The following is a 15,399-nucleotide window of genomic DNA, read 5'->3' as shown; positions in this document are numbered from 1 at the left end:
TAAGGGAACGGCTCAGATTCAAGACTATGATGACTCGAGCCGACACCCCTGATGTTGCGGAATTGATGGCGCTTTTGGCGGCGAATGCTGCAGAAATCGCCGCGCTGAAGGCCGAGAAGGATATCCTCGCGCAGCGCGTCTTCAAGCTTGAGGAAGAACTGGCGCTGGCGCAGTTGCATCGTTTTGCTCCTCGCAGCGAAAAGCACATGGATCGCATCTTCAACGAAGCCGAGCAGGCTGCCCTTGAGGGGGACGAGGACAGCGAAGACGCCGATGATGCCGTCGCTCTACCGGACACGGGATTGCCGGAGATCGAAAAGCCGGAGGGCAGGAAACCCGGCCGCAGGCCATTGCCGGCGAACCTGCCGCGCCAGCGCGTCGAATATGACCTTGCCGACGACCAGAAGGTCTGTCCGTGCTGCAGCCACCCGATGCATCGCATGGGCGAGCTCGTTACCGAGCAGCTTCACATCGAGGTGAAGGCCACGGTTCTGCAGAATGCGCGAGCCAAATATGCGTGCCGTAACTGTGACCGCACCGGGATCAGCACGCCTGTTATCATCGCGCCGATGCCGAAGCAGCCGCTTCCGGGTAGCATCGCCACGGCCTCAACGCTGGCCTTCGCGCTCGTTCATAAATATGTCGACGGCACGCCGCTCTATCGTTTGGCGCAGGCCTTCGAGCGCGCTGGGGTTCCTGTCAGCCGCGGCGCTTTGGGCCACTGGGTGATCGGTTCGAGCGAAAAGCACCTGTCTCGTATCTATGACAGGCTGAGGCTGCGGCTTCGATCGCAGACCGTCATTCATGGTGACGAGACCACAGTCCAGGTGCTGAAGGAAGCGGGCAAGGAAGCGACCAGCACGTCGTATATGTGGGCCTTTCGCAGCGGCGAGGACAGCAAACAGCCGATCGTGCTGTTCGATTATCAGCCCGGCCGCGGGCAGGAGCATCCGCAGGCCTTCCTTGGCGACTACTGCGGCATCCTGATGAGTGACGGTTATCAGGCCTGGCGCACGTTGAAAGGCGCCACGCATGTCGGCTGCATGGCCCATGCCAGGCGGAAGTTTGTCGATGCTCTCAAGGCGCGCAAGAAACCCGGCGGGCCGCCGGCACAAGCCATCAAGTTCTTCGACCAGCTCTACCGAATTGAAAGGCAGGTGCGGGACGAGAGGCCGGATGACGGTGAAACGCCAGATCACTATATGCGGCGCTTTCGCCAGAAACACAGCGTCCCAGTCCTGAACGCCCTCAAGGCGTGGCTCGACGCGATCGCTCCAAAGGTCGTGCCCGACACCAAGCTTGGCGACGCCGTCTCCTATACGCGCAATCAATGGGAATATCTGACCCGCTATACCGACGACGGTAGGATGCCGATTGATAACAATTTACTCGAGCGCGACATTAGAATTTTTGCCACTGGGCGAAAATCGTGGTTGTTCAGCGACACCGTCGATGGAGCCAAGGCCAGCGCCGTCATCTATAGCCTGATGTTGACCTGTCGCGCCTGTGGCGTCGAACCATTCGCGTGGTTGCGCCACGTCCTAACCGAACTGCCGCAGCGTCCCGACAACGCCGACATCGATGACCTGCTACCATTCAACTTCAAAAGGCAGCCTGCCTGACCGCCGGCTCAAGCCCACTTATAACGCGCAGCGAAATGCGCGCTTACGAACAAGCTCTATTCGCTGCATGCTCCCGAGGTCGTCTGCATCTCGAAGGGCAAGGCTCGCACGCCATACGAGTTCGGTTGCAAGGTCGGTATCGCGGCGACGAACCGCGAAGGGCTGGTGCTGGCGGCCATGGCGTTCGAAGACAATCCCTATGACGGGCACACGCTCTCACGCACCGTCGAACAGGCTGTTGCCATGGGTGGTTTCGATCCGGATCGCATTTACGTCGATAAGGGCTATCGCGGTCATGATTACACCGGATCGGCGTCGGTGATGATTGCCGGAAGCCGGCGCGGGCTGACGCCGACCATGCGACGGGAGCTGAAACGACGATCGGCCATCGAGCCCACCATCGGCCATATGAAGACCGATGGTAGGCTGGACCGGAACTTCCTTCTCGGGCACGATGGCGACACCATCAATGCGCTGCTCGTGGCCGCAGGTCACAATCTGCGCCTCATCCTGGCCAACCTGGCCCTTTGGCGTGCCTTCATCACGGCCGCGCTTACCGTTCTCATGGCGAAATCGGATACTTCTCCAGATCTTCCCACCGCCAGAAGATCAATGATTTAGCCTTTGTTCAGGGCCGACTAAATACGGACGAAGCAGACCCGCTTGGTATGAAAGGCAAGCTTTCTCCGTCTTCTGAATGGTGGCATCGGACGTTTTGCTTGTTGCGGAAGCGTTTACGGGCGAAGTCGATCGCATCTCTCGATGTATCGACCAGCACGAGATTTCCACACCGCTCAACGATTTGGGCCGCGTGGCGACCTTTGCCGCACGCTATCTCCACCACGGAGGTCAAATCCAACGTATCGAAACGCTTCCTGAAGGCGCCCCCCTCGGTCCAAAAGATTTCGAGCATGTTTTCGACGGTGTCAAAATATCCGAAGTCGGCACTATTCTCGGTGCGCCATTTGTCGATGACTTTGTCTTTATGGTTCAGTGTCATCGCTGTAAGCGGCAAGCAGACCCCGTCTGGCGGAAGGGGTGAGCGGTCGGATATCGGTAGCGGACACAATGAGCTGCTGTGAGCTTCTATGTCTGCGCCTAGTACTGGAACTAGAACCTTCCATATGATCGAAGCTGTTGCCGAGCGCCTTGAGGGTGCGCCGCGGCAGCTTCGCCGACGCTGGTCGGATGAGTTCAAGGCACGGGCTGTGGCGGAGGCATTGGAGCCAGGCGCGAGCGTCTCGGCGATCGCGCATCGGCTCGGCATTCACCCGTCGCAGCTCTTTGGCTGGCGCCGTGGGGTCTTAGACGCTCGGAAGGTGTCCACGGAACCGGCCCATTGTGAGATAGCCGCGGCGTCTACTGGCGAAGCGGTGATCGAGGTTGTCATTGGCGACGTGATCGTGCGTGCTCGCGCTGACGTCAGTGAGGAGCACTTGCAACGGGTGATCCGAGCGGTGCGCTCGGCATGATCCCCTCCGGCGTGAAGGTGTTCCTCGCCAGTCATCCGGTCGACTTCCGCAAGGGGCCGGACAGCTTGCTGTCGCTGATACGTGACGCCGGCAGTGATCCGTTCAACGGTGCGCTATACGTCTTCCGGGCCAAACGAGCGGATAGAGTGAAGATCGTCTGGTGGGACGGCTCCGGCGTCTGCCTTTATGCCAAGCGGTTGGAAAAATCGCGGTTCTGCTGGCCGCGGATCGGTCATAACCGGGTTCAGCTCAACCATGCCCAGCTTCTGGCGCTGATCGATGGCATGGACTGGAAGCGGGTTCGATCTGTGCCGGTGAAGCCGCCGGAAATTGTTGGGTAAAAGCCCTGCGGCGAAGTGAATCAGCGGCCTGAAAGGGCAGGAAAACCGGAGCAAAATGTGCTCTGGTCGAACCGATGACGCCGCCCGATCTCAAACTCCCGGATGACGTAGAAGCGCTGAAAGCCATGGTGCTTGCCATGGCCGAGAAGGCGGCGCGGGCCGATGTCCTGGAGAGCGAGGTCGCTGATCTCAAGGCGCGTAATGCCGATGCCGACGAGCGCATCGAGCGGCTGACGCAGATCCTGAAAGCTTTCGATCGCGCCCGCTTCGGCCGGCGATCGGAAAAGCTCGGCTCCCCCACCACCGACGACGAGCAGCAGGCCTTTGTCTTCGAGGAGATCGAGACCGGCATCGCCGCGATCAAGGCACAGGTCAACAAGGGCCGCGAACGCGCGGATGGCAAACGTCCGCCGCGTCCGCGCAAGGGCTTCGCACCCCATCTGGAGCGGGTCGAAGTGGTGATCGAGCCTGAAGATCTGCCCGAGCATGCCGGCAAGCAGAAGGTGCTGATCGGCGAGGACATCTCGGAACGGCTGGATGTCATGCCGGCGAAGTTCCGCGTCATCGTCACCCGGCGCCCGAAGTATGCCTTCAAAAACGAGGACGGCGTCATCCAGGCACCGGCGCCGGCACACATCATCGAGAGCGGCATTCCGACTGAAGCGCTTCTGGCGCAGATCGCCGTCTCCAAATATGCCGATGGCCTGCCGCTCTACCGACAGGAAGCGATCTACGCCCGCGACAAGGTCGAGCTCGACCGCAAGCTGATGGCGCAATGGATGGGCAAGCTCGGCTTCGAGCTGGAGATCCTCGCCGACTACCTCTTCGATGAAATCAAGAAGGCCGAACGGATCTTCGCTGACGAAACCACCTTGCCGACGCTCGCTCCCGGTTCCGGATCGACGAAGACAGCATGGCTTTGGGCCTACGCCAGGGATGACCGAACATTCGGGGGCAGCGGTCCGCCGATGGTGGCCTATCGCTTCGAGGATAGTCGAGCCGGCGAATGCGTCGCCCGGCATCTGAACGGCTATCGCGGCATTCTGCAGGTGGACGGTTATGCCGCCTACAACAAGCTGATCCGCTCCGATCGCGGCAATGACGGCGTTCTGCTGGCGGGCTGCTGGTCGCACAGCCGGCGGAAGTTCTATGAACTGCATGTCGCGGAAAGCTCAAAGGTCGCAACGGAGACGGTCGAGCGGATGGCGAAGCTGTGGCAGGTCGAGGAGACCGTGCGCGGCCAAAGCCCTGACGCCCGTGTCGCGATGCGTCAGCAAACCTCCGCCGCGATTGTCACCGAGCTCTTCGCCCTCTGGCAGAAGACCCTGCCGCGGATCTCCGGCAAATCGAAGCTCGCCGAGGCGATCCGCTACGCGATCTCGCGTCGCGCCATCTTCGAGCGCTTCCTGGCCGATGGCCGCATCGAGCTCGACTCCAACATCGTCGAGCGAGCAATCAGGCCCCAGGCCATCACGAGAAAGAACTCACTCTTCGTCGGCAGCGACGGCGGCGGAAGGAGCTGGGCAACCGTCGCGACGCTGCTGCAGACGGCGAAGATGAACAACGTTGATCCGCTCGCCTGGCTCACGCAAACGCTCGAGCGGATCGCCAGTGGCTGGCCGAGCAGCGAAATCGACGCGCTCATGCCGTGGAACTACGCCGGCTGAACGGCCTCAGCTTGCCGCTTACTCATCGCTCCCTCCGCTGCGTATTCATCGCACAGTAGAATCAGGCTGGAGCAAAGGCAATGAGGTTGTTACCCCGATAGTCCACAACAAGAAAGTGAAACTCCCATATTGAGGATCCGAGGTGCTGCTTCAAAACGGCATTTCGCTGCTGTTGCGGAAAAGGTTGCGCTGCACCACGCTTGCCACCACGAAGGCTTGGGAAAGATAGCGGCACTATGGAGAAATTCCGTAGCATTGCTTAGGAGGGGGAGGGCGCCTTAGCTCAATACCTAAATCGAACACAAGGCTTGCGAAATTAGGGAATCCATTTTCGAAGTTGCAGTTTTAGACTATCGACCTGGTAAGTTCCGTGGAACTTATCGAGTCCGCCGAAGCGCCCTAGAGCGTTGTGCAGATAGGAGCCTTTCGGAGGCGCGAGGTGTTTGTTGTAACCAACCACTTCGAACATGTGATGCCAAAGATGGATGAGTTTTGAACAGCGCACTGCTGATTCAACGTTGGTCAGTTCTACTGGCAACAACAATTTCCAGAAATGAGCATAAGAAATGGGGTAGAAAGCAGCCATTTCGCTAGCGAACCCGGAAAGGCCGGCGTCGTGAAGTTTGGGAGAAAGAAGCCTTGGACCTATAGTTCCCCAGCGCTGGTCCAAGTCAACGACAGCGCGCGCGTGTAAAACCAAATCCGCAAGCACATTGTGCTCTCGGGGGAGTTTAAGCACAGCCCCGTTAATCGCAGCCGGGTTTTCCTTCGGTAGCTGGTAGCCAAAAACCATTTCCATGTGCTGAAATTCGGGGCGCTCCAGGCAAAGAAAATCGCAGTCGACCCAGCAACAGCCGGTTTTCTGAATCAAAAGGTAACGGAAAAGATTGGAAAACTTTGAGAATTCAACCTTTCCATCTGCGATGTATCGCTCCACCAAACTTGCGTCCGTGCAAATTTCGCGGGCATCAGCCAGTTCGATGCCGGGTGGCGCGTCAGTGCGGTGATCGTAAGTATAGAGCCGCAGGCGCGCGCCGTGATATGCAAAAGACGAAAGACAACCGTACGTTAATCCATCAATAGGGCCGTGCCAGAATGATACAAAATCTGGCGATCTTGCACGTCGGACTCTCCCGAGGAACGGAGCTAGTATGTTTTTCATTTCGTCCCTCTTTTTCGGCCTGTCATGAGTGTCCACCGTCCTTATTGCCTAATAGATACTTGTCAATAACTGGCGCAGGACGGAGATATTGGCGGCGTTCTCCGCTTGCGGGAACCGCGATCAAGACCGCCGTGCGTTGAAGGAACACTTGCTGCGTGCATGGTCTGCAGTGCTCCATTTAGGCATGCGACAGTTCCGCTCAAAGAATCTTACTAGATAAGCTGGCGGATTGGATTGCCTCACCCGGCAAATGCTTTACCAAGGCAGCGCGTCGGGCGGGACATCTGCCCTCATTGACTGAGGCGCCGCGACGGGCGCGGGGACAAATCGGAGACGACTATGTGCGGTATTGTGGGCATCGTTGGCAATCAGCCGGTATCGGAGCGACTGGTCGATGCGCTGAAGCGCCTCGAATACCGCGGCTATGATTCCGCCGGTGTGGCGACCATCAATGGCGGAACGCTGGAGCGCCGGCGCGCCGAGGGCAAGCTCGTCAATCTCGAGATCCGGCTTCGCGAACAGCCGCTCGCCGGCACGATCGGCATTGCGCACACGCGCTGGGCGACCCATGGTGCGCCGACCGAGCGCAATGCCCATCCGCACTTCACCGACGGCGTCGCCGTCGTCCATAACGGCATCATCGAGAACTTTGCCGAATTGAAGGACGAACTGATCGCCGATGGCGCCAGGTTCGAGACCGACACCGACACCGAGGTCGTGGCGCATCTGCTCTCCAAGTTCCGCCGCGAAGGCCTTGGCCGGCGCGAGGCGATGCATGCGATGCTGAAGCGGGTCACCGGCGCCTATGCACTCGCTGTGCTCTATCAGGACGACCCGTCGACGATCATGGCGGCGCGCAATGGCCCGCCGCTGGCGATCGGCCACGGCAGGGGCGAGACGTTCCTCGGCTCCGACGCGATCGCGCTTGCGCCCTTCACCAATGAGATCACCTATCTGATCGACGGCGACTGGGCGGTGATCGGTGCGAACGGCGTCCACATCTTCGATCTCGCCGGCAACGTCGTCGATCGACCGCGCCAGATCTCGTCGGCTGCCGCCTATATGATCGACAAGGGCAACCACCGGCACTTCATGGAGAAGGAGATCTATGAGCAGCCGGAGGTGATCGCGCACGCGCTGAGCCACTACATCGACTTCGCCGGCAACCGCATCAAGCCGCTCGCCGGCACGATCGATTTTGCCAAGGTTCCGAGTCTGGCGATCTCCGCCTGCGGCACGGCCTATCTCGCTGGTCTGGTCGGCAAATACTGGTTCGAGCGCTATGCCCGCCTGCCGGTGGAAATCGACGTCGCTTCCGAGTTCCGCTATCGCGAAATCCCGCTGTCGGCGCAGTCGGCGGCACTGTTCATCTCTCAGTCGGGCGAAACCGCCGACACGCTCGCCTCGCTGCGCTACTGCAAGGAGCTCGGCCTGAAGATCGGCGCCGTCGTCAATGCGCGCGAATCGACCATTGCGCGCGAATCCGATGCGGTGTTCCCGATCCTTGCCGGTCCGGAGATCGGCGTCGCCTCGACCAAGGCCTTCACCTGCCAGCTCGCGGTGCTGGCGTCGCTGGCGATCGGCGTCGGCCGCGCCCGCGGCATGGTCAGCACAGAGGAGGAGCAGACGCTGGTTCGCTGCCTCGCCGAGATGCCGCGCATCATGGGCCAGGTGCTGAACGCCATCCAGCCGAAGATCGAGCAACTGTCGCACCAGCTCGCCAAGTACGACGACGTGCTCTATCTCGGCCGCGGCACCAGCTTCCCGCTGGCGATGGAAGGCGCGCTGAAGCTCAAGGAAATCTCCTACATCCACGCCGAAGGCTATGCCGCCGGCGAGCTGAAGCATGGGCCGATCGCGCTGATCGACGAGAACATGCCGGTTATCGTCATCGCGCCACATGACCGCTTCTATGAGAAGACGGTTTCCAATATGCAGGAAGTGGCCGCCCGCGGCGGCCGGATCATCCTGATCACCGACGAGAAGGGGGCTGCCGCCTCGAAGCTCGAAACCATGGCGACGATCGTGCTGCCTGACGTCGATGAGGTCATCGCACCGATGATCTTCTCGCTGCCGATCCAGCTTCTCGCCTATCATACGGCGGTGTTCATGGGCACCGATGTCGACCAGCCCCGCAACCTCGCCAAATCGGTGACCGTCGAATGATCTGGCTTGACCATTGAAGGCATCGTTGCTCAACCCATCCAACGGCCATGAACTGTCAGTCCGCTCCCCGCAGAGTCGACGGTAATAGGCACCCGCAGAACACAAGTGGTTCAATGAAAACAGTCCTTGCTAAGGGCTCGGGCAAGGTCTGCTTGAGCCGTAGCCCGAGAAGACCTGCTATGCCATGTCAGCGTCACCTCAGGCGCCGCCCGCCCAGGTCATCCTCATGAAATTGCGAGAGGCCATTGCCTGACGCAGGGAGGAGATTTTGCTCGATGGGGAGGTCGATATGGATAGCAAGTACGCTAGCAGCCACATCCGCCCCGAGAACGAGGTCGACGATCGCATTGACCGCCGCCTTAAAAAGTACCAGAACATGGCACTTGAGGCGGCGGCTGCGCCGAACTGTACTATTCAGGCTTCTGCATAAGGGAGATAGCGTCAGAGTTGGGCTCCGCCCACGGGAATACCTGATGTTCAAGCAAATCGAGACCAGCTCTCTGAGCGAAGTGCCGAAACAAGTCAGACGTCATGTAATTTCGCCATCCTGGAGCTAGGTTGAAGTCCTCGTCAGGCTGTTTTGAATAGTTTGAATGATGAAAGAGCGCCCGCCCGCCTGGTCTAAGCACGCGGCTGGTCTCTTGCAGGTACGCAAAAACCGTCACGGGCTCAAAATGAACCATCGCATCGTAGCTGAATACCGCAGTCGCCGAACCGGTCGGAATGAACCCGAGGCTTTCACCGCCTTCTGAATGGACGCATTCGATATTCTTCTTTCCGCTGAAGCGTTTGGTGGCGAATTTGATGGCGTCCTTGGAAGTGTCCACCAGCACGAGTTTCCCGCATTGATCGGCGATCTGGGCCGCATGACGGCCCTTGCCACACGCTATCTCCACCACGGAGGTTAGGTCCAAAGTGTCGAACCGCTTTTTGAAGATGCTACCGGAGACCCAAAAAGACCCGAGCTTATCCTCGACCTCATCGAAATAGCCAAAGTCAGGGCTTTCTTCGTTACGCCATTTGTCGATGACTTTCTCTTTGTGATCAACGGCCATGATTCTCTTCCTTCAGAAGTGCATGTGGTAAAACCAACACGTTTTAGTGGTGCAATCAACTAGCTAGTTTCCGTCCATAAACACGCATATTTTATAGCGTTTGCAAGCACTTGTGTCAGGTTGGCGTCCTCTTGGAGGGCGTGGACGGGGTGCAGGGTGCGGGGTTTCGTCAGGGCGGAGTTGCTGGAGTAATTGCGCGCACGGCGCTGGGCCGACGCAAGGCCGGCTGAGCTGCAATACGGGTCGGCATCAGGTCGATTTGAGGCGCGTGAGGAGGACGAGGTTGTAGGCCACGACCGAGGACCAGACATAACTCTTGAAGTGATCAAGGCCGCGCCAGGTGCAGCGCGCCAAGCCGTAGGCGCGCTTTAGGCAGGAGATGCCGGCCTCGATGCCAGCGCGGAAGTTGCGCAGCTTGCGATAGACCCAGTTGCTTTTGACCATGTCCTCGATCCGCAGGCCGGCCTTTTTGTGGAAGGCCATATCGTGAACGCCCCAAGTCTTCGCTGCGACCAAGTTGTTGCGCGTCGCAAAGCCACCATCGGCCGCCGCCTGCCGTGGCGCGTTGCCATAGAAGGCGATGTGGCGTTTCAGCATCGGCAGCAAGCGATCGCTGTCGGCCGGATTGCCAGCCTCCACCACCAGATCGAGGATCATGCCGCTCCTGCCGGCGGTCAGATTGAGCTTGTGGCCGTATTCGACGTCACGACTGCCTTTGACGATGATATCGGCATGGGATTCGAACAGGCTGACCAGCTTCTCACCCGCCGGCACCGTTTCGCCGGTCAGGACGCGCCGCTCGCTCTGGGTGATGACGCGTTCGATCAGCGGCCGATAGTGACGGGCCTCGATCTGCCACGGTGCGATACGGGGATTGGTCGCGACAGCCAGGCTCTCGCTCGCCTGGTCCAGATAGGCCAAAGTCGTGCGGGCGATTGCGATCAGCTCACGGTAGAGTTGGACACGGTTGGGCCGACCGCGTGTGAACTGAATCTTGCGGGCCCGCTTCTTGGCCGCGCGGCAATGGTCTCGCCATGCCAGACCACCGACCAGGGTGTCCGCCCGCTTCAACAGGCGCACCATGACCCGCACAGCATCCCACAGCAGGCTGCTGTCACTCGGTTCATGGATCGGTGCTGCGGTGACGGTGCTATCCAATCGCACGACACTACCATCCTCCAGCCTCGCCTGCCGAGCGCTCAGCAGCAGTGCCCGGTTGATCTCTTCCCAGGTCTCTGGTCGGATTGCACTGATCGTCTTCTGCAGCACCGACTTCTGCGGGCACCATGACCACGGCAGTCGCGCAAAAGCGCGAAACGAGGCGGAGTCCTCCAGATGGAAGGCCAGTTCCTGATAGCTCAGTTGCCGGTATTGCTTCAGCAGCGCGCAGCGCAAGACCGCCTCAGCAGGCAGGCCTTGGCGTCCAGTTGCCTTGACGCTGTGTCGACACAGGTCTCGCGCCACCAAGCCAACCAGATCCCGATGCTCGTCCAGCCAGTCCGACATCGCCTTCAGTTCGCAGCCGATCTCGTGCGAGGCGAAAAGATCGAATATGCTGGCTTGGACGGTGCGTTCTTGGCGCATTGTCGGCTCCGGCGGTGGCAGGACTTGGAATCAGTGGCATGATCCAGGATACCTGAAACCGCCGGGCCTTGCCCGCAAAACTGCGATTCATCGAACAAAATCAATTGCTTGTTGTTTATGGATGGAAACTAGCTAGATTCTACAACAACAGGGTGACGAAATGGCTTGGGAAACGGTTCCCATTGATGGCCCTCGAACTCATGTTTGGGGATCTCGCGCGCAAGCGCTATCTCGCACATTCCGAGGTCATCGGGGTCAAGTCGGGGATAGAGACCAGAACGGCGACTGTTAGTCTTTGAAGGCGTCGGTGCTGACGAGCGTTTGGTGTTTCGAGTGGACTTAAGTGAAGTATTGGGCGATTCACATAACATCGGCTTTCCTGACGATTTTGGTAGCGCGTGCTTTGGTGGTTGAAAGATCACCAGCATCTGGAGAGATTTCATGAGGCGGCGATCTTTGCTACAAATTGGTCTCCTGGCTGCTGCTGAAGGAAGCGTTTCACCTTCGCACGGCAAGCCCACCCTCTACACTGCCTTGAACGGCGACGAAGGCGAAAACAAGGATGCCTCGCATCTCGACAACGGAGCCGGCCTAGCGACGGCGGCCCAAGGGGCTCTGGCCGACAGCGCGTTACAGCCGGATACCGGACTATTCTGTATAGCCAGTTTCGACAGGGCGTCGGGCTCCATTGTTCCTTCAAATGCCCGGCTGGTCTTCATCGAGGATAGACGCAGGACCTTCGTTAAGGTCGGGACCGAGCCGGCGCATGGTCTCAAATTCCAGAATGCTGAGGCATGGTTTGGAGTCGATGATTTGGGTATTGATCCCCTAGCGGCTGGGGCCGCCGGGGATGGGCATTTGGGCGCCGCCGCTGTGGACGATAGCGCCGCGTTACAGTCAATTTTGAGCTATTTCAAACTCACGCGACCGTCGTTTCCCCGCCAGCGCGACAACCAACGAAGCCTTGATTTGCGGGGACGGCAGTATCGCGTAAGTAGGCCCCTATCACTCGAGGGCTGTGATGGACTGGAAATCCGCAATGGGACGATGATTGTTGATCCATCTACACAATTTGCCCAGAACCGAGCGGTGTTGGAACATGATGTCCCGGACAGTGAGTTGTGGGGTTTTTCACTGAATAATGTAACTATTCAGTGTAACCAAGTAGCCAATGGTGTTTTGATCAATCGTCCGCAGGAGGGTTTCTTTACCAACCCGACAGTACTCGGCTGGGGCCAGCGCGAGTACGGTATCCGGCTTGGGCCCGTTGGCTATAGCGCGGACGTTAAGCTACAAAATCCACGCGTTTCGGGCTTCGCTGTCAGCTATGAGGATAATCCGTGGGCTACCCGAACCGGGATTGGCGTCGATCTTCAGATCGCTGACAGCGAAATCCTTGGCGGAAGTGTCGATACGGGACTGATACCCATTCGTATCCATTCCTCCGGATCGGTTATGAATGGCCATATCTGGAATGGACAGCCCGGAAACGAGGGTAGCGTTGGCGCGAACCCGATAGCAATTGAATTCATCGACGGACATAGGGCTCCATCGCTAATTTCCGGCAATATCGTCGACAACGCGTGCATTATCCTAAATGGGCAATCGCTATATAAGCAGATTGTTGGCAATAAGTTCTATGGCAACCGACAGAACCTCGAAGCGGGCGTGATCATCAAATCTACGGCCGCTGGGCAAGTGATCGCCGATCTGCTGATTCAGTCAAACCAGTTTCATAGCTTTTACACCCGCCCGGTTCTCGTCGATGAGACCGTGGCCCCATACGCTGCGCTTAATCGCGTCCTCGTGGCCGACAACCCACTGCGCTCATTTATTCCCACGAACGCTTCATTTACAGAGAGCCTCGCAGCTACCAGAGGATCGCTGCAGATCACCGTTGAAACTGAGAATTTCGATGCCAAAAACATTGTACGATTCAACCTCGGTAAGCGTGGCTTGTTGCTACCCGCCTATGATGCGGCACTTCAGGTCAGCGTTGCGCATATGCGGAACTCCCTGTTTGACCTAGAGGGTTCCAGTGTTGCCTTTCAGGGCTGGTGGTACGATAAAGGCACCGGAATTCTGCATATGAAGTTCTCGGCCGCCTTCGACGGACGCCTAAAGATCGATTTCGATCAGAGCTATATGTCACGTTTCTGGAGCCCTGAGCCTTAATCGGTCAGCCGATCACATTCAGCAAACCGCGATTGACGCCCCAGGTCGGACGACGGCCGAGATGTCCAAGCTAATCGTACGCAAAGTTCGGCACCTGAATCGGTGTCTCTTGATTTTTCCGTTTAGCTACGCAGAATTGGCTCGCCTGCCGAAGATTGATTATCGTGTGCGCGACAATGTCCAAATGTTGCGACACCAGACCTGCGAACTCCGTAGTTGTCCACTCAAAAACATGGGATGTGTTGGTCGGTGGACCCATTCTGCTAGACTGGCCGCGATCCGCAAGAATTTCTAACGCTGGAGTGGATAAGACAAACAGTTTAGCGCTCGATGCGGACATAGCACTTAGGAGGCGGTCCGGTTCAAATAAGTGCTCGATTACATCAGAGCAAATTACAAGGTCTCCGCTAAACGTATCCGGCGTTACATATTCGCCGCTAACCCATTCCCTCTCGGGATAAACAGCGTGCAGCTGCGAAAGTGCAGGTTCGATTTCTACGCCTACAGTCTCAAAATTGGCAAAGTATTTAATAAGTTTAAAGCCAGAACCGCAACCGAAATCGACAATCCGGCGACAGTTGTTCGCCTCTGCTAAGCGCATTGCGTTAATGTAGACTTCACGTTGCCATTGTTCTTGCATGCCGCGGTCGTCGTAAGCTACCGGTGTATTTTGATGCGAGTACGCGTCGGCTACTCCTTGCCGCGCCCTCCAAGATACTCGTGCTTGTGGAGGCACTTCGCCGAGTCGCTCAGATCTGGGGGTGACAAATTCAGCGCGATCGATTGCTTCGCCTTCATCGCGCGTTCTTAGAGGCAGCGCCCGCCGCATGCGCTCCATACCGTGTTGTTCTGGAGTAAGTCCCAAGGCGTGGGCATCCCGATCGAACCTCCGAATTGCGGCCTGAGAATCGTGTTCTTCGCCGTGGAGGTGGGATTCTGTAATCGACGCTTGGTCACGTAAAAATGACTCAGTTGGCTGGAGACCGTTCTTGCGCAAAAAGGCTATAAATCTTTGTTTCTTTAGAGGAAGGCTCTTCAAAAATAACGACGGATCAGCGAGTTCGTAATATGATTCGGGAGTAATACGCGCGTCAAAGTCAGTAAAGCGCATGTGAGGCATATTATAGTATTGGGCCAACTCCTCAGTCCGCGTATCCAGCGTCAGCAACAACGTGCGGGCGCCTTCTATGGCCGCAACAACGTTTCCATGGAAACGAGAACCAATCGCTAAGTCCACTCGGCTCATCGCAGCGCGCCACGTTTGTAAATCTAAATAGAATTCCGCGCGCTCGCTCAGCCATCGTAGCAGTTTCCAAGATTGAATATGATCCTCGGAATAGTGGCGCAACCGATACTGAAGACCAGCATCCATTTTGCGGCTATTCGCAAACTGAATCAGAGAGACTTCCGACTGTTCGACGAAGATCGCGTCGTTCTCACGACCGAAACGAAGCAACTCATTGATGGCATCGCGATAGTGGCCGTGCCATGTAGTGTGAACCGCAAGACGAGGCGAAGCGCCAGGCGGCACTGACCGAAACTGGCCATCAATCATAAAAACGGAAGGACAGCCGACAACGTCGACGTTCTTAACACCGAACCCGTCAAGAACTTCGGCAGTGTAGTCGCCGCGTACGCCAATTGATGTGGATCGCTCTGCAATCACGTCGAGAAAGCGACGAGTGCCACCAGACAGGGAAATTGGCTCGCCACGCGTTTGCGCTTGGGCACCAGCACCGAGCACAACGACTTTCTCAACATTGGATTGCTCTATTGCGTGTGCATGAGCCCCTAGATCATTATCAGGCGATATCCAGTTCCCCATGCTGAGGACAAGCGTCTTTACCTCGGAGGGGATGTCGTAAGCGTCCTTTATTCTAATCGAATAATTGAAAAATCCAGCCAGCGAATCCCAGAATAGAACGTTACCAGTATTTCCGGCAAGTCTAACAATGTGAGACGCGACATCGTCGCCCTTTGCCAAGGTCACGTCCGGATGGAAGAATGCCGTAGTGTCCACGTTACGTGGTGGCTGACGGACAACACCTGCTTCGTCAGCCTTGATGTCTGAATGTTCTGCGCCTGAGGCGGATGTTTTCCTATGGTTCGCTTGTTGTTCAATCATTGGGACGCCCTCGCTTGATACGATGAAGAG

Annotated in this window: 12 protein-coding genes and 1 pseudogene; 8 read left to right on the top strand and 5 right to left on the bottom strand. The window is 57.8% G+C overall.

Annotation, left to right across the window (positions count from 1 at the left end):
• Window positions 1–29: 29 nt before the first annotated feature.
• On the top strand, window positions 30–1,622 hold the full coding sequence (gene tnpC / locus AC1Z3V_RS00795; RefSeq protein ID WP_483496664.1) for an IS66 family transposase: 1,593 nt from the start codon (window positions 30–32) through the stop codon (window positions 1,620–1,622).
• 48 nt (window positions 1,623–1,670) lie between these two features.
• Window positions 1,671–2,243 (top strand): annotated as a pseudogene (locus AC1Z3V_RS00790) (transposase); the annotation flags it as partial.
• Between the two features lie 7 nt (window positions 2,244–2,250).
• On the opposite strand, the gene AC1Z3V_RS00785 reads toward AC1Z3V_RS00790, so the two are convergent.
• Window positions 2,251–2,535 carry a class I SAM-dependent methyltransferase gene (locus AC1Z3V_RS00785; protein WP_483499493.1) on the bottom strand — a complete coding sequence of 95 codons (285 nt, stop codon included), beginning with the start codon at window positions 2,533–2,535 and terminating at the stop codon, window positions 2,251–2,253.
• Between the two features lie 211 nt (window positions 2,536–2,746).
• On the opposite strand from AC1Z3V_RS00785, the gene AC1Z3V_RS00780 reads away from it, so the two are divergent.
• From AC1Z3V_RS00780 to tnpC (AC1Z3V_RS00770), 3 genes are all read left to right on the top strand, one after another.
• Window positions 2,747–3,094, top strand: a complete 348-nt coding sequence (locus tag AC1Z3V_RS00780) for a transposase (protein ID WP_483496663.1) — start codon at window positions 2,747–2,749, stop codon at window positions 3,092–3,094.
• 11 nt (window positions 3,095–3,105) lie between these two features.
• Complete coding sequence (gene tnpB, locus AC1Z3V_RS00775; RefSeq protein WP_483496662.1) at window positions 3,106–3,435, top strand: IS66 family insertion sequence element accessory protein TnpB; 330 nt, start codon at window positions 3,106–3,108, stop codon at window positions 3,433–3,435.
• A gap of 74 nt (window positions 3,436–3,509) precedes the next feature.
• The gene (gene tnpC, locus AC1Z3V_RS00770) at window positions 3,510–5,102 is read left to right on the top strand and encodes an IS66 family transposase (RefSeq protein ID WP_483496661.1); all 1,593 of its coding nucleotides are present in this window, start codon (window positions 3,510–3,512) and stop codon (window positions 5,100–5,102) included.
• Between the two features lie 316 nt (window positions 5,103–5,418).
• Here tnpC (AC1Z3V_RS00770) and AC1Z3V_RS00765 read toward each other — a convergent pair whose 3' ends face one another.
• Window positions 5,419–6,264, bottom strand: coding sequence for a hypothetical protein (locus AC1Z3V_RS00765; RefSeq protein WP_483496659.1), 846 nt, complete (start codon window positions 6,262–6,264; stop codon window positions 5,419–5,421).
• A gap of 339 nt (window positions 6,265–6,603) precedes the next feature.
• Between AC1Z3V_RS00765 and glmS the strand changes: the two genes are divergently transcribed.
• Window positions 6,604–8,430 (top strand): glutamine--fructose-6-phosphate transaminase (isomerizing), encoded by a 1,827-nt coding sequence (gene glmS / locus AC1Z3V_RS00760; RefSeq protein ID WP_483496658.1) that lies wholly within the window; start codon window positions 6,604–6,606, stop codon window positions 8,428–8,430.
• Between the two features lie 289 nt (window positions 8,431–8,719).
• The gene (locus AC1Z3V_RS00755) at window positions 8,720–8,860 is read left to right on the top strand and encodes a hypothetical protein (protein WP_483496657.1); all 141 of its coding nucleotides are present in this window, start codon (window positions 8,720–8,722) and stop codon (window positions 8,858–8,860) included.
• Here the strand turns inward: AC1Z3V_RS00755 and AC1Z3V_RS00750 are convergent.
• Together AC1Z3V_RS00750 and AC1Z3V_RS00745 are read right to left on the bottom strand one after the other, a co-directional pair.
• The gene (locus tag AC1Z3V_RS00750) at window positions 8,841–9,485 is read right to left on the bottom strand and encodes a class I SAM-dependent methyltransferase (RefSeq protein ID WP_483496655.1); all 645 of its coding nucleotides are present in this window, start codon (window positions 9,483–9,485) and stop codon (window positions 8,841–8,843) included. The genes AC1Z3V_RS00755 and AC1Z3V_RS00750 overlap by 20 nt on opposite strands.
• 249 nt (window positions 9,486–9,734) lie before the next feature.
• Entirely contained in the window at window positions 9,735–11,069 is a 1,335-nt protein-coding gene (locus AC1Z3V_RS00745; protein WP_483496654.1) for an ISNCY family transposase, read from the bottom strand.
• Between the two features lie 441 nt (window positions 11,070–11,510).
• Between AC1Z3V_RS00745 and AC1Z3V_RS00740 the strand changes: the two genes are divergently transcribed.
• Window positions 11,511–13,244 carry a hypothetical protein gene (locus tag AC1Z3V_RS00740; protein ID WP_483496652.1) on the top strand — a complete coding sequence of 578 codons (1,734 nt, stop codon included), beginning with the start codon at window positions 11,511–11,513 and terminating at the stop codon, window positions 13,242–13,244.
• 70 nt (window positions 13,245–13,314) lie between these two features.
• Here AC1Z3V_RS00740 and AC1Z3V_RS00735 read toward each other — a convergent pair whose 3' ends face one another.
• Window positions 13,315–15,369, bottom strand: coding sequence for a polysaccharide pyruvyl transferase family protein (locus tag AC1Z3V_RS00735; protein ID WP_483496650.1), 2,055 nt, complete (start codon window positions 15,367–15,369; stop codon window positions 13,315–13,317).
• Window positions 15,370–15,399 lie beyond the last annotated feature (30 nt).

It is taken from the genome of Ensifer sp. 38_S197 (assembly GCF_056924495.1).
The sequence above is the reverse complement of the archived record's forward strand: the minus strand, read 5'-3'. Positions and strand labels throughout refer to the sequence as shown.